General features: G+C 42.9%; 16 protein-coding genes and 1 pseudogene. 4 read left to right on the forward strand and 13 right to left on the reverse strand.

Annotation, left to right across the window (positions count from 1 at the left end):
* Positions 1-153: 153 nt before the first annotated feature.
* On the reverse strand, positions 154-2046 hold the full coding sequence (locus AWM75_RS00935) for a heavy metal translocating P-type ATPase (protein ID WP_067977304.1): 1893 nt from the start codon (positions 2044-2046) through the stop codon (positions 154-156).
* Positions 2047-2355: 309 nt separating this feature from the next.
* On the opposite strand from AWM75_RS00935, the gene AWM75_RS00940 reads away from it, so the two are divergent.
* Positions 2356-3363 carry an alpha/beta hydrolase gene (locus AWM75_RS00940; RefSeq protein WP_067977305.1) on the forward strand — a complete coding sequence of 336 codons (1008 nt, stop codon included), beginning with the start codon at positions 2356-2358 and terminating at the stop codon, positions 3361-3363.
* An 86-nt stretch (positions 3364-3449) separates the two neighbouring features.
* Here the strand turns inward: AWM75_RS00940 and AWM75_RS00945 are convergent, their stop codons facing one another.
* From AWM75_RS00945 to sstT, 4 genes are all read right to left on the reverse strand, one after another.
* Positions 3450-4142 carry a hypothetical protein gene (locus tag AWM75_RS00945; RefSeq protein ID WP_200778306.1) on the reverse strand — a complete coding sequence of 231 codons (693 nt, stop codon included), beginning with the start codon at positions 4140-4142 and terminating at the stop codon, positions 3450-3452.
* Between the two features lie 11 nt (positions 4143-4153).
* The gene (locus tag AWM75_RS00950) at positions 4154-4876 is read right to left on the reverse strand and encodes a DUF5058 family protein (RefSeq protein ID WP_067977306.1); all 723 of its coding nucleotides are present in this window, start codon (positions 4874-4876) and stop codon (positions 4154-4156) included.
* 237 nt (positions 4877-5113) lie between these two features.
* The gene (locus AWM75_RS00955) at positions 5114-5980 is read right to left on the reverse strand and encodes a hypothetical protein (protein WP_067977307.1); all 867 of its coding nucleotides are present in this window, start codon (positions 5978-5980) and stop codon (positions 5114-5116) included.
* A 485-nt stretch (positions 5981-6465) separates the two neighbouring features.
* Positions 6466-7734: a serine/threonine transporter SstT gene (sstT, locus tag AWM75_RS00960; RefSeq protein WP_067977308.1), complete on the reverse strand. Its 1269-nt coding sequence runs from the start codon at positions 7732-7734 to the stop codon at positions 6466-6468.
* Positions 7735-7867: 133 nt separating this feature from the next.
* Between sstT and AWM75_RS00965 the strand changes: the two genes are divergently transcribed.
* From AWM75_RS00965 to AWM75_RS00975, 3 genes are read left to right on the forward strand one after another with little or no spacing between them, the layout of a single operon-like run.
* Entirely contained in the window at positions 7868-8299 is a 432-nt protein-coding gene (locus AWM75_RS00965) for a MarR family winged helix-turn-helix transcriptional regulator (protein WP_067977309.1), read from the forward strand.
* Positions 8296-10029 (forward strand): ABC transporter ATP-binding protein, encoded by a 1734-nt coding sequence (locus tag AWM75_RS00970; RefSeq protein ID WP_234946609.1) that lies wholly within the window; start codon positions 8296-8298, stop codon positions 10027-10029. The genes AWM75_RS00965 and AWM75_RS00970 overlap by 4 nt, the downstream gene beginning before the upstream one ends.
* Positions 10029-11846 carry an ABC transporter ATP-binding protein gene (locus tag AWM75_RS00975; RefSeq protein WP_067977311.1) on the forward strand — a complete coding sequence of 606 codons (1818 nt, stop codon included), beginning with the start codon at positions 10029-10031 and terminating at the stop codon, positions 11844-11846. The genes AWM75_RS00970 and AWM75_RS00975 overlap by 1 nt, the downstream gene beginning before the upstream one ends.
* 94 nt (positions 11847-11940) lie before the next feature.
* On the opposite strand, the gene AWM75_RS00980 is transcribed toward AWM75_RS00975, so the two are convergent.
* The 8 genes and pseudogenes from AWM75_RS00980 to AWM75_RS01015 form a co-directional block, all read right to left on the reverse strand.
* On the reverse strand, positions 11941-13851 hold the full coding sequence (locus AWM75_RS00980) for a DUF4767 domain-containing protein (RefSeq protein WP_067977312.1): 1911 nt from the start codon (positions 13849-13851) through the stop codon (positions 11941-11943).
* Positions 13852-13980: 129 nt separating this feature from the next.
* The gene (locus AWM75_RS00985) at positions 13981-14592 is read right to left on the reverse strand and encodes a uracil-DNA glycosylase family protein (RefSeq protein ID WP_067977313.1); all 612 of its coding nucleotides are present in this window, start codon (positions 14590-14592) and stop codon (positions 13981-13983) included.
* Complete coding sequence (locus tag AWM75_RS00990) at positions 14592-15818, reverse strand: MFS transporter (RefSeq protein ID WP_067977314.1); 1227 nt, start codon at positions 15816-15818, stop codon at positions 14592-14594. The genes AWM75_RS00985 and AWM75_RS00990 overlap by 1 nt, the downstream gene beginning before the upstream one ends.
* Before the next feature lie 333 nt (positions 15819-16151).
* Entirely contained in the window at positions 16152-18221 is a 2070-nt protein-coding gene (tkt, locus tag AWM75_RS00995) for a transketolase (RefSeq protein ID WP_074572496.1), read from the reverse strand.
* A 130-nt stretch (positions 18222-18351) separates the two neighbouring features.
* The gene (locus AWM75_RS01000; protein ID WP_067977315.1) at positions 18352-19209 is read right to left on the reverse strand and encodes a shikimate dehydrogenase family protein; all 858 of its coding nucleotides are present in this window, start codon (positions 19207-19209) and stop codon (positions 18352-18354) included.
* The gene (aroB, locus tag AWM75_RS01005) at positions 19196-20287 is read right to left on the reverse strand and encodes a 3-dehydroquinate synthase (protein WP_067977316.1); all 1092 of its coding nucleotides are present in this window, start codon (positions 20285-20287) and stop codon (positions 19196-19198) included. Before aroB ends, AWM75_RS01000 begins: the two co-directional genes overlap by 14 nt.
* Positions 20288-20304: 17 nt before the next feature.
* Complete coding sequence (aroF, locus tag AWM75_RS01010; protein WP_067977317.1) at positions 20305-21312, reverse strand: 3-deoxy-7-phosphoheptulonate synthase; 1008 nt, start codon at positions 21310-21312, stop codon at positions 20305-20307.
* 343 nt (positions 21313-21655) lie between these two features.
* Positions 21656-22656 (reverse strand): annotated as a pseudogene (locus AWM75_RS01015) (isocitrate/isopropylmalate dehydrogenase family protein).
* Positions 22657-22668 lie beyond the last annotated feature (12 nt).

Below are 22668 nucleotides of genomic sequence, written 5' to 3' on the forward strand. Positions count from 1 at the left end.
AAAACATTTTCACTGTCAAGCACTTTTTAGGTTACCCTTAAAAAATCCATAGGATAGCCTAGTTGTTTTAATTTGCTAAATAAAAAAAGAGCGGATTTCCGCTCTTTTTGACTCTTTATTATAGTGTTCATTATCTGGATACTTTGCAATCTCTTAGGCTCTTTGCTCTTGCTCAAATATTTTTTTAAGTTGAATATCCTTTTGACTACTATCATCATTTTGCTTTAGAAGGCGCAGACCATTGAAAATAACTAGGATAGTTGACCCTTCATGACAGACAACCGCTAATGGTAAGCTGATTAAGCCAAAAAGATTAAAGACAACTAAGAGGATAATCACACCCACTGCAAAGATAATGTTTTGCTTAATTAGCTTGGCCAATTTTTGGCTGAGCCGATATGAATAGTAAAGCTTGCTGAGATCATTTTTCACAATCACGACATCTGCTGATTCCATAGCCACTGATGAGCCAGAACCCATGGCAATACCGATATCTGCTGCTGCTAAGGCTGGGGCATCATTGATACCATCCCCAATCATCCCTACCATTTCAGTGCCAGCTGCCTGGGCCTGGTTAACATGGTTAATCTTATCTTCTGGTAGTAGTGAGGCATAATAATTATCAGCCCCTACTTGTTTAGCTACCTGACTAGTTACACTCTCATTGTCACCAGTTAGAATATCTACTTTAACACCGGCTGCTTGAAAGGCAGGAACGGCCTCGAGGGCGGTCGGTCTTACCTGGTCAGCTAATGAAAAGAAGCCGACGATTTCTTGGCCTTGAGCGACAAAAATGGAAGTATGCCCACCATGCAATTGGTCCCGGTAATGGTGAGGATCATCATAATCAGCAAAGGCAGATGGTTTACCTACTTTGATAGTTCCCTTTTTAACCCCTTTTCCGGCTACTTCTTCTACAGCTTGGCTAGTGTCAACCTGTGATAAATCAATGGTGTTAAAGTGATTGACAATGGCTTCGGCAATCGGATGGCTAGATTGCTGTTCCATATAAACCACCTCAGCAATCACCTGGTCATCAGCCTGGTAATCCACTACTTTGAAGTCTCCAAAAGTCAAAGTGCCAGTCTTGTCGGTAAAGAGCTGGGTCATCTGACTCAAAGCTTCAAATGATGCCCCTCCCTTGGTTAGGACCCCATTTCGTGCGCCATTGGAGATGGCTGAAAGGGTGGCTGGCGTAGCAGAGGCCACTAAGGCACAAGGGCTAGCCACTGTTAAAAATACCATGCCCCGATAAAATGCAGTTTGGAAGTCTAAACCAACCACATAATAGAGCAGACCAATAAAAATCGGCACAGCAATTAGGACGCCGACCACGTACTTAGACTCAATCCGATCAATTAAGGATGACACCCGACTTGGCCGACCCTGAGCCTCTTCAACCATACGAATAATATTAGAAAAGACCGTTTCACTTGCTAATTTAGATACCGTGATATGAAAGACATTGCCTTCATTGATAGTACCAGCAAAGACTTCTTCCCCTGCCTCTTTGTGGACTGGTACAGATTCACCAGTTAGGGCTGCTTCGTTAACTTGGCTGGACCGGTCTAAGATGCCATCAATAGGAAGTTGTTGACCTTTAGACACAACCACCACATCACCCTTTTTAAGGTCCTCAGTCAGGACTGTCACTACCTCACCGTTCGGTCCTAATTTTTGGGCAGTATTAGGAACCTGAGACATGAGAGCTTCAATTGAAGCCGTTGATTTACCATTAGCGTAGGCTTCTAAATTTTCGGCTAAAGCGAAAATAAAAAGTAACATGGCCCCTTCTGACGCATAATCTATAGCGACTGCCCCTAAGGCTGCTAGGACCATCAAGAGGTCAACATTTAATGATTTATTCTCAATCGTAGAAAGAATGGCGTTCTTGGCAGCAAAAAAACCAAGAAAGAAGATAGCAAAATAGTAACAGATATTACTAAGTATCGGTTGATTAAAGCTAAGCATAAAGCCTGCTAATAATAAAATAGTACCAATTAAAAGAAACCGACCACTTCTTTGCTTGATTAGAAAATTAAACATGGTTGCTCCTCCTTATTTAGAATTAATTTACTTCTCTTTTATTATAAATTAAATTCATTCTAAATTCAAATGAAAAAGAGGATATTTTTATAATGATTCTAATTTCATTTAGCCTTGATAAACCAATTAAGAACTCCTTTAATAAACGAAAACAACACATCAGCTTGATTATTAAAGTATAATTAATTTAAATCAATTCTAAATTAATCACCTGGGTTGAAAGTAAATAATCTCTAAAGACTTGCCAACATAACTTTTTTAAAAGCTATGCTAGAATAAAAGTATCAAAATTACGAAAGTAGGTGCCCCATGCCTAAATTAAGCAAACCTGACCCTAAACGTTTTGCCGTCAGTTTGACAGCTAGCCTAGCTTTAACTGGTCTATATTCCTATTATTTTAAGGACCAATCCCTATCCTCTTTCCTCCTGGACAAAACTTTACGCCTAGTCGATGCCAAACAAATTAGTCGCCGGATGGCAAAATCAGACCATTTTAAATCTGACCTGATTAAAAATAACGAATTACCCCTGACCATACCTAAAACATTGCTGGACTACCCCGTTAAAGAATATCTAATCAATGATATGCAAGTCTTTTCCTGGAATAAAAAAAGTGATGACCAACCAGTTATTTTCTTCCTTCATGGTGGGGGCTATGTCTTTGAGCCCAATATCTTCCACTGGCAATTTATCAACCGTATCACTAAATTAACTGATGCCCATGTTGTCATGCCTATTTATTTTAAGGCCACCCAGGCTAGCTTCGAAACATCTTTCAAACCGGTCATCACCTGCTATCAAATGTTGAGAAATCGACTTGCTAACCCTGATCGTATCTTCTTTTTAGGGGATTCGGCAGGTGGTGGTTTTGTCCTCGGCCTAGCAGAGTATTTAATTGAAAATGAGCTTGAGCAACCAACCGGTTACCTGGCTATCAGCCCATGGCTAGACATTCGTTTAGATAACGAAGAAATTTCTAGCTACGAACAAGCCGACCCGCTTTTGGATCCAGAGGCTACCCGGTATGCCGGTAGCTACTGGTTAGATCCCGAAGCTGATAATAATGCCTACGTCTCTCCACTTTACATGGCAGTTGACCAACTACGTCCAGTATTCTTAACAACTGGTACCAAGGAAATCCTCTATCCAGATATTGTCCACTTCGCCAAACGTCTCAGTGACCATCAAATCGACCATCAACTTGTAACCGGCCACCAGCAAATTCATGACTACGCCATATTAATGACACCTGAAGGCCGATCAGCTCAGAATAAAATGCAGCAATTCATCAACCAGCTCCTTAACAATAAAAGCTGATATGAGCTAGAGCAATCAATAACGAAACAGAAAGGCCACCTCCTAGAAATCTAGGGGGTGGCCTTTTTCAAATATGGGCAACTGACTTATTTAGCTAGCCAGCCGTTTCTAAACATGACATAGGCTGCCAAACAAGAAACTATTAAGGAAGAAATCAAAATGTATGATTGGTATTGGGCGAAGCCGGCTGGCCCCAATATAAAGAAGAGGGCCAAGACAAAAATAGCTGGAGCAATTGCTAATTTAGGCTGTTTTAAAATTTGCGGAACAGTAATAGCACCGTATAGAGCTGGCGTAATATGGTCAAAACCTACCTTTAAAAGGGGATGGTTTAAAATTGGTACTAACCATGAGCCAATTAAGAAAGCTCCTAATACTAAAATAAAAACAGTAACTAATGATGACACACCAACACTGAGAATGGCAACCACGTCGCCTTCATCAGTACCTGGTTCCGCACCAGCAATCTTTTGACCAGCTACAGTCACCGGCAGTTTCATATTAGTAATGTTACCCGTAATCGATGATAGATACATACCACCTGCACCAAGTACAGAGTAGAAAGATAAGTTTTCGACGACGGCAGTGGGTAGATAAATCGCCACTAAGCCAGCTGAAGCCGCCATCAATTCTGAAAATGATAATTCAATCTTAAAAGCATAAGCAGTCACTAAGGGAACTGAAAACATAGCTATTAGGGCAATAATTGATGTGACCCGCCCCAACAGATTGATTTCCTTAGAAAAGGCTTGACTAGCGCGCATTTTTTCTTGTGACATAAAAAGACCTCCTAGAGCATTTGGTTAGCAATAATGGCTGCTGCCATACCCACTAATAGTGAAATAGGTAAAGCAAAGTCATTAATTATTTTTTTGTCTAATGCCTTAGCCAGGCTAGAACATAAAATCGTCGCTAGACCAGCAGCAATAAAGGTAATAATAGATATAGGCTTCTCAGCATTGGCAACATATGGCGTTGCTAAAGTAATTAATAAAGCTGTAAATAGGGCTGCAGAAAATATCGGCATAAATAAACTTAGACGTGGGTTGGCCTTAGCCTTAGCGGTGAATTTATCTAATTGATTCATAAATAGAATATTAAAGACAATTCCCCAAACAATACCGATAGTCATGGCAAACATGATAATGACGAAAATTTTCGGTGTAATATTGGGATCAGAAAAGTCACTTAAGCCTTGACTTTGAGCAGCTACATTGGCTGCAGTCCCCTCATAAATAGCCGACCCGACAATAGATAATCGCAACCAAGGAAAATATTTACCTAACGGCACTGACAAGGCTAACATCATAACAATAATTGGTAATGATGGCACAATTGATAACAAGGCCGAATTGGACATCACCTTAGTTAAATCTTGCTTTGACATACCGATTTCTTGACCACGCTTGTAGCCCTTGCGTAAGAATAACAGGGCCTGAATGACAACAATTGCAATAACGCCAGCACAGAGTAGAAAAACTACCTGGCTGTTGGCTATATCTAAATAATGCATATCATACCTCTTTCACTGTTTTATCACTTCAAGTCATAAAACCAACAAATTTATGTCACTATTTTAGCAATTTATACTTTTTAACGCAAGTTATCTTACAAAAACGCTGGATGAAAAATATAGATATGCCTTTACAAACAAAAAATGATGGCAAAGATCTTACCATCATCGTGAATTTAATATAAAACCATGCCGTTAAATACTTTTATCAATTAGCTAGCCTGAGTCATATATTTGTCAGCTAATAAACCGAACATTTAAACCATCGAAGTTTCTGGCCACCGCTATATCATTAATATAAGTAGCGTTCAGCTCAAGATATAAATTACGCCTTTGATCAATATCTTCTAGAACATATTCGCCGCCATTACCAACATAGTTGGTTGAAATAAAGGCAACCAAGATACAAGCCACTAAAAAGAGGACTTGCTGGTTTAACCATTGATAAATTCCTGGTTGTTGGTTAGCAGTCTCTAAACCATCAGAATTAGTCTGTCTAGGAGCAACTTTTTGGCGTAAATAGCTATCCGCTTTAAGTTGACGATAACTAGCTAAGCTGACCAACTTATTAGTCGTTTCTTTATTATTTGGCTGCGTTGAAAATTGCTTGAGTCGGTCTTCCCAAGCCCATAAGTCTGCTTCCTTGTCTAGTAAGGCTTGCCGGCCTTGATAAATTTTTTCAATCATAGCGGCTTGGTTATCCAAATCTGCTAGTCTTTGTTTGCGCCATGCCTGTTGCATCTGCCAGTCTCTAGTTAAACTGCCAGATAGTTGTCGCTTGTGGTTACTATCTTCGGCACTTAGTTCCTGATTTAGTTGGTGCTCCAGAGCGATAACTTGGGCCCTAGTTAGATTACAAGTCGCTTGGCCTATTTGTTGATAGCATTGAGCAAAAAAAGCAAAATGCTTATCACCTAAACTTAAGTTAAAATAGCCCAGTTGATGATCTTGGTCCCAAATTTGCAAGCTATATTCTTTTCGTATACCCTGACTAAGACAGTCTTGGTTGACTAAGCCACTGACTACAATCGCCTCACGAATTGATAGCGCCTGTTTATTATCAATGTATGGCCGCCAAGAGCGATCAGCAATTATCTTTACCACTATGGTCTCCCCCTTAGTCTAATAGACACCAATACCATTGCTGAACAATTTTACAGACACCTATTAGGAATAGTTTTATTTTACCCTAGCCTAGTTCATATATGAGCGGTTATGTTAAGGACCCATTTTTTTAAAACTAAAGTGTCTTTTATGTAATCTTTTTAAGGTTAAAAATAGCATAGTTTCCAAAATCAGGTAAGCTTTTTTATGCAATTTTGTACTTTTTCATGCTGGAAATTATGATAGCTACAACTAAAATTTGAAATTTAAAATGGCTATCATAGCAAGCTTTATCTCCATTTTTCAGTCAAATGATTGTTTCATTATCGTAAATATGACTTTTTATTGCCCTACTAGTTAGTCTTTAGCCTGGCAACTTTATTGGCGCCTGGGACATTCTGATAGCTAGCCTAGAAAAAGCGAAACCCTGCGAAATAAATCACAGGGTTTAACAAGATGTATCCAAATTAAAAACTTGAGCCGGCTTATTCCATTTCCTTAGCTTGGACTACATGAGCGTTGACTGATAGGCCTTCGCCAGCTTTTTTGCGATCATGAAATTCAGCGACAGCTGTAAAAAGTAAATCAGAGGCTGAATTTAGGGCTGTCTCAATCGAATCTTGAATGACACCGATGATAAAGCCAACACCGACTACTTGCATGGCCACTTCATTAGGAATATTAAACAATGAAGCTGCTAGAGGGATAAGAAGTAAAGATCCCCCAGCAATACCGGATGCACCAGTAGCAGCAACTGCAGACATAAAAGACAATAAAAAGGCTAAGAAAAATGGTGTATCAATACCTAAGGTGTAGGCTGCAGCCAGCGTCATACAGGTAACTGTAATAGCCGCGCCACCAGAATTGGCAGTCCCACCCAAAGTAATTGAAATGGTGTAAGAATCCTTATCCAAGCCTAATTTCTCGGCTGCATGCAGGTTAATGGGAATATTAACAGCTGAAGACCGAGTGAAGAAAGCCGGAATACCAGATTCTTTGGCACAGTACATGGTTAATGGATAAGGGTTCTCCTTTATATAAAACCAGGTCATCAGTGGATAAATAATAAAGCCAACAAAGAGCATGGTCCCGACAACCAGACCTATCACCTGAATATACTGGGCCATACCCGCTAACCCCACCTCAACCATGGAATTATAAACTAAACCAGCAATCCCCAATGGCGCAAAGCCAATTAAGATCTGCACAGCCCGGGTAATGGCCTCGGAACAGTCAGTTAGAAATCGCTTGGTCTGGGGTGAGGCCATGCGCAGGCATAAGCCGATTAGAATCGCCCAAAAGAGGATAGTGAGATAGTTCCCTTCCATTAGAGCAGCAACTGGATTACCGACCATCGATAGCAATAAATTACTGACAATCCCACCCAGCGAATCGGGTACTTCAATCGTTTCTGCAACCCCGGCGGTGTCCGGTAAAACAAGTTCTACCGGGAAGAGGTAGCTGGCAGCCACCGCGACGAAAGCAGCGACCAAAGTAGCAATCAGATAGAGGAATATAACGGTCTTCATATGCGTCTGTTGACCAGGTTGATGCTGGGCTACTGCCGCAATAATGAGACCGAAAACTAAAAGTGGTGCTAAAGCGGTTAAGCTTTGAATAAAGAGCTGACCAAAGATACTAATCCAGGACCAACCTGGTGCAAGTATTCCCAGAACAATCCCCAGCAAGATGCCAAGGAGAATTCTTTGGATCGATGACAACTTGTGCCAACTGTAATAAAGGGTACGAATCATAGTCTCAGTCCTATTCTAAAAAATTAATAATTCAAAAATTATAACATAAGGTTAATCATTAGTCATATTAGTTGTATTTACAACTGTTTCTTGATAGACTATATAAGTTGCTATAAAAGAGAAAGGAGGACCTATGAAAGCTTTCAGCAATCAGCCCCTGGGCAAATTACTAGCATTACGCCATCTGAATATTGAATTTATTCAGCATCAATTAAAAAACCATGATATAAATCCCATGCAAGCCCATGCTATTTATTTTATTAAGGAACATCCCTACTGCCAGCAGAAAACTTTAGCTGGATTTTTAGGTAAGCCAAATTCCACCACTGCTAATTTAATTTCCGCCTTAGAAAAAAAAGGCTATCTCAGCCGTCAAACTGCTAGTGATAATGATCGCAGTAAGGAACTCTTCCTCACTGATTCTGGACAAGCCATGGCTACACAGCTTAGCCAGACCTTCGACGCGCTAAACCAGCGTCTAATTGCAAATTTGACTGACCAAGATATCTCCCTTTTTAGTCGGTTAGTCGATCAAATGATAAATAATCAAATAGAAAAGGAGTGACAAGTTTGCTTGAATTAATCAAAAAAGTTCCCAGGTCTTTAATTATCTGGTGCGTCATTTTCGCCTTTCTTCAAGGTGGATCAGAACTCATCCTCCCCTCTTTAACCGCGCAGCTCTTTGACCAGGGGGTTGCCTTAGGAGATAGCCGTGCTATTATGACCACCGCTTTAAAGATGCTAGGGATGACCATATTAATCGTTTCTTTCGCTGTTTTAAATGTTTATTTCGCTTCCAAAGCTTCTTTAGGCCTAGGCCGTTACCTACGCAATAGCCTCTATCAAAAAGTGGTTGGCCTCCCCAAAGATCAGTATGAAGAATTTGGAGCCGCTTCGCTCATTACCCGGTCTTCCAGTGATGTTGTACAAATTGAACAAACAGTGATGATGACCCTCCGAATGTTCTTACTGGCTCCAGCTATGTTTATTGCCGGGGTGGCAATGGCTATTTATACTAGCCCTCAACTGAGCCAAGTTTACATTTTTTCTATACCTATGCTGGCACTTGTGATGGGAATTGTCATTTACTTTGCCGGCCCCCTCTTCTTCTCTATGCAAGAAAAAGTTGATAATATGAACCGTATCTTCAGGGAAGGTTTGACTGGTATTCGGGTCATTAGGGCCTTTAACCGCAACCAATATGAGAGTGACCGTTTTGCTGGTGCCAATCAGGACTATCAAACCACAGCGATTAAGGCGAATGTCCGGATGGGCTTTTTAATGCCTGCCATTACACTAGTCTTATCCCTTACCAATATCGGTATTATCTGGTTAGGTGGCAACCTGGTAAGTGACCTACAACTCCAAGTTGGACAAATTATCTCCTTTATTTCCTATACAGGTATTATTGTCTTTTCTTTCACCATGCTGGGGATGCTTTTCGTCATGATCCCTCGCGCCCAAGTAGCCGCAAAACGAATTAACCAAGTGCTAAATACGGTGAATGATATTCAGAACCCTGACCAAGCCATGCTGATTGATAAACAAAGGCCTGGACAGGTGGACTTTAACCAGGTTTCCTTTAAATTTGGTGATGCACAAACTAACACTTTAACTGATATTGATTTCCATTTGCAAGCTGGACAAACCCTAGGCATTATCGGTGGTACTGGATCTGGGAAATCTACTATCCTAAACTTGATATTACGATTCTTTGATGTCAATGAAGGATCTGTACAGGTCAACGGCACTGACGTCCGTGAGATTGATTTAAATAGTTTACGCGATGCCATTGGTTATGTGCCGCAGAAGGCCAACCTCTTTTCCGGAACCATTCGGTCAAATTTACAATTCGGTAATGAAAACGCCAGTGATGAAGCCTTATGGCGGGCATTAGATATTGCCCAAGCCAAATATTTTGTTGAAGCCCTTACTCACGGCTTAGATTCTAAGGTAAACCAGGGCGGATCAAACTTTTCCGGTGGCCAAAAACAAAGACTTTGTATTGCCCGGGCCCTGGTTAAACAGGCTAATATCAATATCTTTGATGACTCCTTCTCAGCCCTCGATGCGCAAACGGATGCTAAATTGCGTCAAGCCCTTAACCGCGAGGTGCAAGATTCTGCCAATATTATTGTCTCCCAACGCGTCTCTACTATTATGGATGCTGACCAAATTTTGGTCCTGGATGACGCTGGCAATATGTGTGGTCTAGGCCACCATGATGACTTATTGGCTAATAACAATATCTACCAGTCAATTGTAAACTCACAGTTAGGAGAGGTGGTTGACTAATGAATCATAAATTAAACGATGAAAAATTAAGCCTTGGCCAAACATGCCTACGCCTCTTTCACTATTTTGGCTCCTATAAGTTAGCCCTAGTAGCAGTTATTATTGCCACTAGCTTGGCTACAATTATGACCACTCTGGCCCCAGCTATCCTTGGTCAGGCAACAACCGTGATTGTAGATGGCGTAAATCAGGGTCAACAAATAGTTAATGGTCAAGCCCAGTACGTTATTGACTTTAATCGAATTGGACAAATTGTTAGTCGTGTCCTAATGCTCTATTTACTTGCGGGAGCCGCGCGTTTTGTCCAAAATGCGCTATTGGCCTTCTCAGTTCAAGGCATGCTGGCAAGTTTACGCCAAGATATGCGCAATAAACTCAATACCCTACCGGTAGCCACAGTAGACGCAATCCCTAACGGAGAAATTCTTAGCCGAGCGATTAATGATGTGGAAAATATGGGGCGTACCCTACCCCAAATGGTCTCTCAGACTGTTATGTCAGTGCTACAATTCTTTGGCGTTTTGGTGATGATTTTCCTAATTTCTTGGAAAATTAGCCTGGTTGTCCTATTTCTTGTTGGCTTAGTCCTGTTTTTTATCTCTAAGGTTGCGCCTTATTCACAAAAGCTCTTTAGCCAACAACAAAAATCAGAAGGTGAACTTAATGCCATTCTTGAAGAAGACTACAATGGACAATTAGAGATCAAGGCTTTTAACCAACAAGAAAAAAGAGCTGATTATTTCCAGACTAAAACGGATGATTTCTTTGCTTCGGCATCAAAGGCTCAATTTATTTCGGGGATTATGATGCCCCTGTCAAATTCTGTCAGAAATTTGTCCTACGTGACTGTCGCCCTACTAGGCGGTATCGCAGTCATCAATGGCCAACTAACCGTTGGTCAAGTCCAAGCCTTGATCCAATATAACCCACAGTTATTCCAACCCTTGAGTCAAATGGCTAATATAGTCAACCTGGTCCAAGACACCCTAGCTTCGGCACGTCGGGTCTTTACCTTCTTAGACCTGGATGATATGACTGATGAGCCATCCGGCTATCCTGCTATTGAAACTGATAAGACTATGATTTTTGACCAGGTTGATTTCGGTTACCAAGCAGATAAGATGATTATCAAAGATTTTAACTTGCAAGTTAACCCGGGAGAGACCATCGCTATTGTTGGCCCGACTGGGGCTGGTAAGACCACCTTGATTAACCTCATTGAACGTTTCTATGATGTATCTGCCGGCTCTATTAAATTTAAGGGCAAAGATATTCGCGACATCGACCGGGCCGATTTACGTGACCATATTTCCATGGTGCTCCAAGATACCTGGCTCTTTACTGGTAGCCTCTATGATAATATCGCCTATGGTGGCGATGAATCAACCACTAAAGCAGATGTAATGGCAGCAGCCAAGACCGCCCATGTTGATGATTTTGCCCGTAAACTACCAGATGGTTATGACACCATTATCAACGAAGATGCTTCTAACCTCTCTCAAGGCCAGCGTCAATTAGTGACTATTGCACGCTCCTTGGTTAATGAACCAGAAATATTAATATTAGATGAAGCCACTTCATCTATTGATACTAGAACTGAAAAATTAATCCAAACTGCGACAGAAAAACTATTAGCGGGCAGAACGTCCTTTGTGATTGCCCATCGCCTATCCACTATCCGCGATGCAGACAAAATTCTGGTTATGGACCAGGGCCAAATTATTGAAATGGGTAACCACGACCAACTTATGGAAAAACGCGGTTTCTACTATAATCTCTACCAAGCTCAATTTGAAGAAGCCTTTGGTGATGACTAATTAATTTGTAAGATAGAAAAAAATAGCTTAAAAGCGCTTGCTTTTAAGCTATTTTTTATTGCTAATTACTAGCGTATTTTTAATATCCTGACTTTTAATTACTAGCATGCTTTAAATAACCTGCTTTGAGTGCTTGGTTAGCCGTTTGCTTAAAGTGGAGGCGACCTTGGTCATCAGCACCTTGCATGGTTACCCAAACCTGTGGCCCATTTACCCCCTGGGTAAAAAGATATAAGTGGCGTTCCTGGCTAGGATTATCCTGGTCAGCAATATCCGAATAGATGGCATCGATTTTATAATTAGCATCTGTGGACTGGCCATCCTTAAATTGAATATTTTGACCATCGAGGACTACTTGAAATTCTTTTTCAGGGAATCTAGTCCCATAAAAGTCCACTGGTTGATCAAGCTGGTAAGCTTTGTAAGTCTGTCCCATCTCTTGTCCCCAGTGCGTCATAAAATTGGCTAGCGCGTCTTGATCATTTGATGAAGCTTGATTTTTTGCTTGACCCGCCATAGCCCTTTGTGGGTAGTGGTTGTCTAATTTCACCCCGTAAAGTTGGGACAAGTCTACTTGATCAATAGATTCACCCGTTCTGTTCCCACTACCCGGTGTAAATCTAGTTATACCACCATCGACGAAGTCATAAAAATAAACCTTAGTACCAGAAACATCCTGGGCACCAATGCGGTCGTTAATGGTATAAAACCTTTGGCGACTAGGATCATAAGTAAAGCCAAATTGACTGCCAACATCTGATGATAACATTGGAAATGCCTCCACAGCTACCCCGCTGTGAATACTAATTAGGTTAAGGTCATCAAATTCTCGGTCAGACCGTGCCAGTAATTGTGCCAGTTGCTGATCGTAACCTGCTAGCCATTTTGCTTCCCACTCAAAACTTACTATAGGAGTTTCAGCTAGTAGCTGGCCTAGTACGGCTTGTCTGGATTGAACAATATCATAACGTAAATTATCCAAACTATCTTGGGAATTTTTATCCAGTTCTGGTAAAAGCATTTTTTCCAAAACAAAGCTATGACTCAAGATAACCATTAAATGACGGGGGATTTCTGACTGATCATCCTCAGCTAGGCTTTGACTTGCAGCTTGATGCAAAGCCGGTACAATTGGATGGAGGTCCCCACTTGGTAAGGGACGAATGCCTATTTGGTCAGCAGTAAATGCATCTTGGTCTATCAAGGGCTGAACTTTGTTAGCCCAAACTTGCCAGCGATTCCGTAAAAGATTTAAATAGGCCTGCTTATCTATTTGATCAGAATTAGATGAAGCTTCGTCTGCTCCTCGGTCATGATCTGGTTTAGGGGCAATCGCCTGATTTTCTTCTATACCTTGCCATTCCCACTGGCTAAAGATATCCATAGGTTCTCCCAAGGACTCGCTACTGTAATACTGGTTAAATTCTTCATCTGTAATTTCTTGGCCAGTCAATTGATCCCTTATAGTTAGAGCGTCTGGCATAGCAGACCGATGGTAAGAACGTATGACTTCAAAATTACCAGCCCCTGCCGGTAATTCTAAATCACTGTAATTACTAGTTGTCGCGCCCCCCGAAAGAGAAGCGACAATTCTACCATCTTCATAAAAATCTAAACCACCACGATTACCGATATGAGCCCCTTCCACGTTATAACCAGCTAAATCTGTTAGCTGTCCAGTATTCAGGGTATAGATATGAAAGACACGGGCTTGGTCACCACGGCTAGCCAGGAATAGTTCACCAATCCCATTACCATCAAGATCATGCTGGGCATATTGGATGCCTGCCTTGGTATCCGTATTATTAATATCCAATGCCTCGACATAGCGTGCCTGCTCTAAGGCCTTCTGGTTATTATTTTTAATATCAGGCAGTAATGTCTGATATTCTTCCAATATTTCTAGATACTCGGCTGGCATCGACTCAACTTGACTGTTTTGGGCTAAGCTGTTGTTATGATTTTGGCAGCCAGCCAAGCTTAACAAACTAACCGCCACTATCATTAGTTTCCTGCTATACATTAGATTCATTGAATCCCTCACTTTTTAATATTTTATTAAGTATATCAAAAGTATAATCAGTAAGCATAAAGAAAAGAGCTAAAAAATTTAGCTCTTAGGATAAACATAAAATTATTCTGCTTGTTCATCTCTAATTAGTGCTGCCACATATTTAGCTAGGTCCGGCTGCACCTGGTCTAAAAACCAGGGATTATTTTTTAGCCAGCGATTATTTAATGGTGAGGGATGGGGCAGGGGAAAATAGTCCGGCAAATAGTCTTGGTAATAGGCAACCGTTTGGGTCAAATTAGCTTGGGCCTGGTCACCTAGATAAAAGTCCTGGGCATGCTTGCCTACTAAAATAGTCAGCTTTAAATTTGGCATTAAGGCCCGCAATGCAGGATGCCACTTGCTGGCAAAGTCTGAGCGCGGCTTCTGGTCCCCGGTCTTGGCCTTGCCAGGAAAATAAAAATCCATGGGCAGGTGGCCGATTAAATCGGTCTGATAAAAGAAGTCTCGTGATACACCCAACCAAGCTCGCAGCCGATCGCCTGAGGGATCGTCCCAAAACCGCCCCCGTGCTTCGGCTAAACGTCCAGGTGCTTGACCCACCACTAAAATACGTGCTTGAGCTGGTGCTGAAAACAAGGGGCCTATTCCCCGATCAGTAAAGGATTGATTAGCTGGATCAGCCATGATGGCTTGACGAATGGCCGCTACTTTTTCTGCATGTGGAGCAGCCATTATTCAGCCACCTGAAGACTGGGCCGCTTGACGCCCTTGTAAAAGCCAAATAAGCCAAAAATACAGCAAATAATACAGAAATACAAGGCCATTTGGGTAGAAAAATGGTTAATAATCATACCGCCCACTAAAGACCCAAGCACATTACCAATTGTTTGTGCCGTTGCCAACATGGCCTGCCCCTTCACCATATCCTGCTTAGCCATAACCGTATTGGTATAATAAACCGAAACCGTGGTATAAATACCAAATGCTAACATTTGGGTAGCTTGGGCTAACATAATACCAGGTACCCCAGTTGCGAAAGCAGTAATAATTGCTTTTACGAGGAAAAAGATAGCTGAAGTCATCAGTAACTGGCGGAGACTAAAGCGCCGGCTTAGCCATGCATAGGACACCATAACAGGTACCTCAATAAAGGCAGCTAAGGCGAAGGCTGTCCCCATATGTTCCTGGCCGCCACCAACATTGACTAAAATCTGGAACATATAGTTATTGACTAGGTTGTGAAAGGTAATAAAACAAAGCACGCCTGCTAAGAAATAACCATACTGACGGTATTTTTTGAAAAAAGGTTCGGCATCAGGCAAGTCAGTGACATCAGCTGGCGTTGCGATATGGTCTTGATGGTCAGGCGCTTGGTCTGCCGCCCGGTCCCTAGCCTGGTGGAAGGGAAAGAAGAAGAGGACTAAGCTATAGATAACAAAACTAGCAATTGCAAAAGCCACCATGGCGTCAGTGCCATAGGCCACTGTCAATCGGCCAATGATTAGAGCGCCTACTGCATAGAAAGCTGAACCAATTGCCCGTGGTACCCCATAATCTAATTGGTAACCATGGTTAATAAAGTACATGGCCACGGAATTTAACAGGGGCATCAAAATCATCATCAAGGTCATGGCTAAAACAAATAATACAGCAATTAGCCACATTAATTGATTGGCAATCAGCATAGCAAGCATGGTGAAAAATAACGGTATTAATAAAGCGAGCTTATATTCTAAAAGGGTCCAGCGCCGGCTGCGGTCAATCCGTTCAGCCAGGACTGGTTGAACGAATACAGCGAGTAAGTTGGCTAAGGCTACCGCCAAACCAATTTGTGATTCATTCAGCCCCTTGCTTAGTAAATAAACAGTCCCAAAACCAGTAAAGCCCGCATATCCTAGATTATAAGATCCCATCAGACCAGCATACTTGGTCGACAGGTGTTTAAAAGATTGCTTCATATTTTCTCCTTATCGTTTTTAAAATTATTTTAACCATTATAACTTACCAGGCTCCCAATATTAAGTAAATATCTCAGAATAAGTAAGGGGGTGAGGGCTGGTGCTTAGACTGAATCCTTGGCATAAAAAACGTCCCATATCACAGGTATTGTGTCGGATTTTATGAAAGGACTTCAGGTCATTTTTTTGCTATAACCGTAGCATTTTCAATGCGTACTTATATAGTATGCCTGCCCGAACCCGACTTAGCCGTTAATATACGTATAATAGCGAGAGTCCGGGACGTATGCCCCAGACTCTTTAAGCTGATATAGCTTTTTATTTAACCTTGCCTTAGCTAGGTCCTGCCCAGCTGGCTATCGCTTGATAGCGGTCAGCTTGAAGTGCAATTTGGCTAGAAGGATAGAAATGTTGGTAATAAGCTCTAACAATGGCATCGACCGTGATTCCCATGCTGGCTTGGAGGCGGTCACCGGCCATAGACTGACCAAACGCATCAAGACCCAGCACTACCCCCTCAAGGCCGACATACCGGTACCAGGACTGGCTAGCTCCAAGTTCAATGGCAATCCGCCGCTTTTCACAAGAAGGCAGGACACTTTCTTGGTAGGCCTGGTCTTGTTCATTAAAAAGCTCCTGACAAGGCATGGAAACCACAGCTAGCTCAATACCTAAAGCGCGCAACTGCTCTTGCGCTTGTAGGGTTAAATCAACTTCGGACCCGCTAGCAATCAAAATACCATCCCGGTGACCTTGGGCTGGTGATAAGACATAAGCACCACGCGCCACTCCTTGGTCAGCTAGCCGGTCAGTACCAGCTAAGATCGCGAGCTTTTGCCGTGATAAGGCCAGTACCTGCGGCCGGTCTCGAGCCATTAAAGCAATCTTCCAAGCGGCTTGGACTTCATTAGCATCTGCAGGCCGAAAAACATTGAGGTTAGGTATGGCTCTTAGACTAGCCAGTTGTTCAATGGGCTGGTGAGTCGGGCCGTCTGCACCGACTTGGATTGAATCATGGGTGAACACATAAATAGCTGGTAATTTTGATAAGGCGGCCATGCGCATGGCTGGACGTAAGTAGTCAGCAAAAGCGAGGAAGGTGGCCACATAGGACTTACTGCCACCATGTAGGCAAATACCGTTCAAAATAGCTCCCATAGCATGCTCGCGTATACCATAGTTAATATTACAGCCTTGATAGTAATCAGGAGCAAAATCTCCCTTATTCGTCAAAGTGGTCTTATTTGATGAAGCTAAATCAGCAGAACCGCCCCATAAATTAGGTAAGATATCTTGCAAGCAGGTCAAAACTTCACCAGAAGCATCACGACCTGAAAGGCCAGTTTCATCCACCCGGTAAGGGGTGAGCTGGCTCGTCCAATTTTTTGGTAACCACCCGCCCAGAGCCTGCCGATAGGCTTGGGCCTGATGTGGATAGGAGGCCTGATAGTTAACCAAGTCAGCCTGCCATTTCTCGTAGCTAGCAAGTTGGCTCGTTAAAATACTTGACCGATAGAGATCATAAACCTGGCGATCCACATAAAAGGTCTGGCTAGAGAGCCCCTTATCCAGCTTGTAGTCAACTATATCATCAGCTTTAAGTGGATTACCATGTACCTGATGACTACCTGCCAAACTAGAACCAGCCCCGATAACTGTTTTGACCTCAATTAAACTAGGATGCTCTGTATCTGCCTTAGCCTCATTGATGGCCTGGTCAATCTCTGCAAGGTCTTCACCATCTTCAACCCGAATATATTGCCAATTATAAGCTTGAAAGCGACTAGCTACATGATCTGAACACGATAAATCTAGCTGGCCATCTAAGGAAACATCGTTTGAATCATAGAGCACAATCAGCTTGCCTAACTTAAGGTGACCGGCTAATGAGGCGGCTTCGTGGGAAATCCCCTCCATCAAGTCGCCATCAGAGACCAGACAATAGGTATGGTGATTAACAACTTGTTGACCTTTTTGGTTATACTGGCCGGCTAGGTGGGCTTCAGCCATGGCCATACCCACTGCATTTGCAAAACCCTGCCCCAGAGGACCAGTTGACGCTTCCACTCCAGGCGTCTGACCGTATTCAGGGTGACCTGGTGTCTTAGGATTAGCCTGGCGAAATCCCTTTAGATCCTGCATGGACAAGTCATAGCCTGCCACATGCAATAAGGCATAAAGGAGCGCTGAACCATGACCTGCTGATAGGACAAAGCGGTCTCGATCTGGCCAGTCCGGTTGGCTTGGTAGCTGCTTCATATGCCGCGTCCATAAGACATGCAGCATGGGAGCTGCTCCTAAAACTAAGCCTTGGTGGCCAGACTCAGCCTTGTCAATCATATCTAAGGCTAAGGCTCTTAAGGTGTCTACTGCTAATTGTTCACTTGTACTATTTAATCCCATGATGCTTCCTCCATTTAGTATCTACTTATGGTGTTAGAGCCTGGGATGTTAACTTGATAGCCTTATCCCTAGTGCTCTTTATCTGTCCAACTGCTAAAGTCAAAGTCAAAATCCATTGACTGTTCACTCCTTATGCTAGTAAATTTTTTCCTGTTGCTAATTGATAATTAATCTCTGCTTGGCCCCATAACATCAGCAGGCCATTAAAGGCTTGACAGCCCCGACCCTTAGCTTGGCCAAGAAAAACCGTCTGGTCAGGTTCATAAATAATATCGAAAACATAGTTATGTGGGGAAAACCAATCTGCTTCTTTAACCACCGACTGGTTAACCTGGCCAACCATACCTACTGAGGTGGTTTGAACCACAATGTCTGCCTGATTGAGGGCCGACTTTACTTGGTCATCCTCGGCTAAATCAAGACAAGTAATCGCTAAATCTGGAAAATCAGCCCTAAGTTTTTCAATGACAGTTTTAATAGCCAATGGCCGCTGCCACTGACGGCCGACTAACTTGATTTGTCTAGCCCCCATCAAAACGGCTTGGGCCAAAATTACACGACTGGTGCTACCAGTGCCGAATATAGTAATTTTCTGACCTGGCAAATGGCCACAATGTCGGCAGGCTGACTGCCAAAAACCTAGCCCATCAGTGTTGTAACCCCACCAACCATCATCCTGTTTAACTATGGTATTGACCGCCTGTACATAGGCGGCTGCTTGGTCAACATGGTCTACGCAAGCCAGAGCCTGGTGCTTACCCGGCATGGTAACATTAATCAGGAGAGCATCCAGGTTTTTTAAGGCTTCAATGCGGCCAATTGTCTCTGCCTCGCAGGTTTCAAATGCCAAGTAAACCGCGTCGACAGCTTGACGAGCAAAGGCCTGGTTATAGATAGCCAGTGATTTAGAATGTTTGATAGGACTTCCGACAATACCGGCTATCCGCGTCTCACCATTGATATTTAAACTAGGCTCACTGGATGTCATAGGCTGCCCACACCCTTTCCAAGCTGGTATAAAAATCTTCAAGCTGATAATGATAGAGACCGCAATGGCCTAGGCTATCAGGTAATACTAAGGTTATTTCATCTTGGCGACGCTTTTTATCATTAGACATGGCTGTCTTTAGCTCATCAAAGTCATATTGTGGCTTCGTGGTCAGAAGTTGGTAATCCTTAAGTAGCCCATCTAAGTCAGACCTGAAGTTATCAGCTAATATCCCCTGGTCAACCGCTAAGTCAACAAATACTGACATGTCTAGAGCTACCGCACGACCATGCGATATTTGATAATTAGATACCTGTTCTAGGGCATGGCCCAGGGTGTGCCCATAATTAAGTAATTGGCGGACACCATGGTCCTTAGCATCCTGGCTAGCAATATCGCGCTTCATGGTGACACAAGTTTTTACAAAATCGATTAAATCTGCTGCTTCAGCATTAAGTGGCTGGTCACGATTATTCAATTTTTTGACTAAAGCAGGATTATCAATTAGGCCATATTTGATCATTTCCGCCATACCATCCTGAAAATCCTGGCTGGCTAAAGTTTTTAAACTATCCAAGTCACAGAGGACAACTTTTGGTTGATAAAAGGCACCAACTAGATTTTTTCCAGCTGCGATATCCACCCCAGTCTTGCCACCTACAGAAGAGTCAATCGCCGCCAACAGGGTGGTTGGCATCTGGAAAAAGTTAATCCCGCGCAGATAACAAGCCGCAGCAAAACCGGCCAAGTCACCGACAACACCGCCCCCCAGGGCAATGAGATAGTCGTTACGGGAAAAGTTGACCTGGGCTAAGTAATCAAAGATACGGCCAACATTAGCCAAATTCTTAGTGGTTTCACCAGCAGGAAAAATAAGCTGGTGGACCTGGTGGGCTAAGCTTTGGATACGACTTTGCAAACGATCTGGATAAGCGAAGCTGGCAACGTTAGCATCAGTGATGATCATCACCTTACGGCCAGTGATGTAAGGCGCTAGTAAGTCATCAGCTTGGTCGATTAAACCGCGGCCAATAATGACATCATAGGCTGGCTGGATGGGAATATGAACCTTTTCCATGGGCGACACTCCTTTTTTTAGGCATTCAAACCTTGCATAAAGCTGTGTAATTGCCATACTTTCTTGGTCATGGCTTGATATTGGTCTGGGTATAGAGATTGGGGACCATCAGATACGGCCTCTTCCGGTTTAATATGGGTTTCAATAATTAAGCCATCAGCGCCGGCTGCTACCCCGGCCAGGGCCATATCTTCAATAATGTCACGACGACCAGCAGCGTGTGACGGGTCAACTACTACTGGCAGGTGGCTTAACTGATGAACCAGCGGGACGGCGGATAAGTCCTGGGTATTACGAGTCGCTGTTTCATAAGTTCTGATACCACGTTCACAAAGCATAACATTTGGGTTACCCTCGCTCATGATATACTCAGCTGACATCAACCACTCGTCAATAGTGCCGGCAATGCCACGCTTCAATAATACTGGTCGTTTGGTTTTACCAACTGCTTTAAGGAGGTCAAAGTTTTGAGCATTCCGAGCACCAATTTGGAAAACATCTACGCCTTCTTGGTCGAAGAGTTCAATTTGAGAAATCTCCATAACTTCAGCTACTGTTGGCAAGTTAAATTCTTGACCTACCTGGTGTAAGAGGCGCAAGCCCTCTTGACCCATACCTTGGAAGGAATAGGGAGAGGTACGCGGCTTAAAGGCACCGCCGCGCAACATGTTGGCTCCAGCTGCTTTAACGTAGCGAGCTGTTTCTCGCAACTGATCCAGAGACTCAATCGCGCAAGGGCCACCAATCATGGCGAAATGACCGCCGCCTACCTTGACACCTGCCACATCTATTACGGAATCTTCAGGATGCACCTGGCGTGAGGCCCGCACAAATTTTTCTTTTAATTCTTCAATGGCAAGGACCTCTTCCATATTAGCAAGGGCCTGCTTGTCGTCTGCCGATAGCTTACCCTCAATTAAAAGGGCACTGTCCCCCCGTTTGAGCGGGGTCAATTTTAGGTCTTGGGCACTTAATTTTTCAACTAGCTTTTGCCGGGCTTGGTCATTTTTACTTACAATAATCATATTAGTCCTCCTAAAATTTTCTAAACAAAAAAGCAGCCGACAGCGAGATGGATAATCTCTGCTGCCAGCTGCTGGTGAAATACTGAATCGGATAGTAGATTTAAAGATTCAGACTTCTTCACGAACATATTTGGATGCAACAAAAATTACCTTTACCTAGTAAAGCTACTAAAGTAAAAGTAAAAATATGTAAAAGCTGTTGCATTCATATTTAACATGTTGGTTAAAAATCTCCTTTTTTTCTACTTGGAACTAGCTTATCAGTTTATGGAAACCTTGTCAAAATATTTTTTACATTGGTGAAGAATTCTTTAATAAATTTAACTTGAGACTTATTATCGATTTAATTAGCTAAACAATCGACCACAGCCTGAGTAAAGGCGGAACAAGTCAGTGGTCCGCCTAAGTCCCGAGTGGTGAGGTCAGGCTGGCTTAAAACCTGGGCTAGAGCCTGACGTATGCGGTCAGCCACCTCCTGTTGGTCTAAATAATCAAGCATCAGACAAGCTGATAATACCAAGGCTGTTGGATTAGCCAAGTCTTGACCAGCAATATCAGGTGCTGAACCGTGGACAGCTTCAAAAATCGCCATATCATCGCCGATATTAGCCCCGGGAACCAATCCTAGTCCGCCAACCAAACCGGCCATCAGGTCAGAAAGAATATCGCCATACAGGTTTTCAGTCAAGATAACATCAAACTGCTTAGGGTTGATCACCAGTTGCATAGCCATATTATCAACCAGAATCTCTTCTAGTTGAATACTAGGATAATCCTTGGCCACCTGGCGGGCTGTTTCCAAAAATAAACCATCCGTTAGTTTCATAATATTAGCCTTCGTCACCACCGTCACTTTTTGACGCTGGTGTTTTTTGGCATAGGTAAAGGCCTGGCGGGCAATCCGTTGTGACCCTCGCCTAGTGATAATTTTGATACTGTGCATGACGTCATCAGAAATACGCTCTTCCACGCCAGCGTAAAGGTCTTCCGTATTTTCTCTAAATAAAACCAGGTCCAAGTTCGCTACCTGTCCACCAGCCTGACCAATTGATTGGATGGGCCTAAGATTGGTGTAAAGATCATATTTTTTCTAAGCGCTACATTGGCAGATCGGAAACCGGTGCCAATTGGAGTGGTCATCGGCCCTTTTAGTCCCACTCTAGTATCGGCTAATGAATCATAAACTGCTTGAGGAATCAGCTCACCAGTCTCTTCGTAGACTGCCTGCCCGGCCTTCACCACTTGCCAGTCAACATTTGCACCAGCTGCTTGTAAAATCCTTATAGTCGCCTGCGCAATTTCTGGGCCAATGCCGTCCCCGGGTATCAATGTCACTTTCATCATATCTTCCTCCTT

It is taken from the genome of Aerococcus urinaehominis, from assembly GCF_001543245.1.
GTDB lineage: Bacteria > Bacillota > Bacilli > Lactobacillales > Aerococcaceae > Aerococcus > Aerococcus urinaehominis.

Excerpts from the sequence above, each read along its gene's own strand:
- AWM75_RS00935 (WP_067977304.1), bottom strand. The coding sequence starts at position 2,046 with ATGTTTAATTTTCTAATCAAGCAAAGAAGTGGTCGGTTTCTTTTAATT.
- AWM75_RS00940 (WP_067977305.1), top strand. The coding sequence starts at position 2,356 with ATGCCTAAATTAAGCAAACCTGACCCTAAACGTTTTGCCGTCAGTTTG.
- AWM75_RS00945 (WP_200778306.1), bottom strand. The coding sequence starts at position 4,142 with ATGTCACAAGAAAAAATGCGCGCTAGTCAAGCCTTTTCTAAGGAAATC.
- AWM75_RS00950 (WP_067977306.1), bottom strand. The coding sequence starts at position 4,876 with ATGCATTATTTAGATATAGCCAACAGCCAGGTAGTTTTTCTACTCTGT.
- sstT (WP_067977308.1), bottom strand. The coding sequence starts at position 7,734 with ATGATTCGTACCCTTTATTACAGTTGGCACAAGTTGTCATCGATCCAA.
- AWM75_RS00965 (WP_067977309.1), top strand. The coding sequence starts at position 7,868 with ATGAAAGCTTTCAGCAATCAGCCCCTGGGCAAATTACTAGCATTACGC.
- AWM75_RS00975 (WP_067977311.1), top strand. The coding sequence starts at position 10,029 with ATGAATCATAAATTAAACGATGAAAAATTAAGCCTTGGCCAAACATGC.
- AWM75_RS00980 (WP_067977312.1), bottom strand. The coding sequence starts at position 13,851 with ATGATAGTGGCGGTTAGTTTGTTAAGCTTGGCTGGCTGCCAAAATCAT.
- AWM75_RS00985 (WP_067977313.1), bottom strand. The coding sequence starts at position 14,592 with ATGGCTGCTCCACATGCAGAAAAAGTAGCGGCCATTCGTCAAGCCATC.
- AWM75_RS00990 (WP_067977314.1), bottom strand. The coding sequence starts at position 15,818 with ATGAAGCAATCTTTTAAACACCTGTCGACCAAGTATGCTGGTCTGATG.
- tkt (WP_074572496.1), bottom strand. The coding sequence starts at position 18,221 with ATGGGATTAAATAGTACAAGTGAACAATTAGCAGTAGACACCTTAAGA.
- AWM75_RS01000 (WP_067977315.1), bottom strand. The coding sequence starts at position 19,209 with ATGACATCCAGTGAGCCTAGTTTAAATATCAATGGTGAGACGCGGATA.
- aroB (WP_067977316.1), bottom strand. The coding sequence starts at position 20,287 with ATGGAAAAGGTTCATATTCCCATCCAGCCAGCCTATGATGTCATTATT.
- aroF (WP_067977317.1), bottom strand. The coding sequence starts at position 21,312 with ATGATTATTGTAAGTAAAAATGACCAAGCCCGGCAAAAGCTAGTTGAA.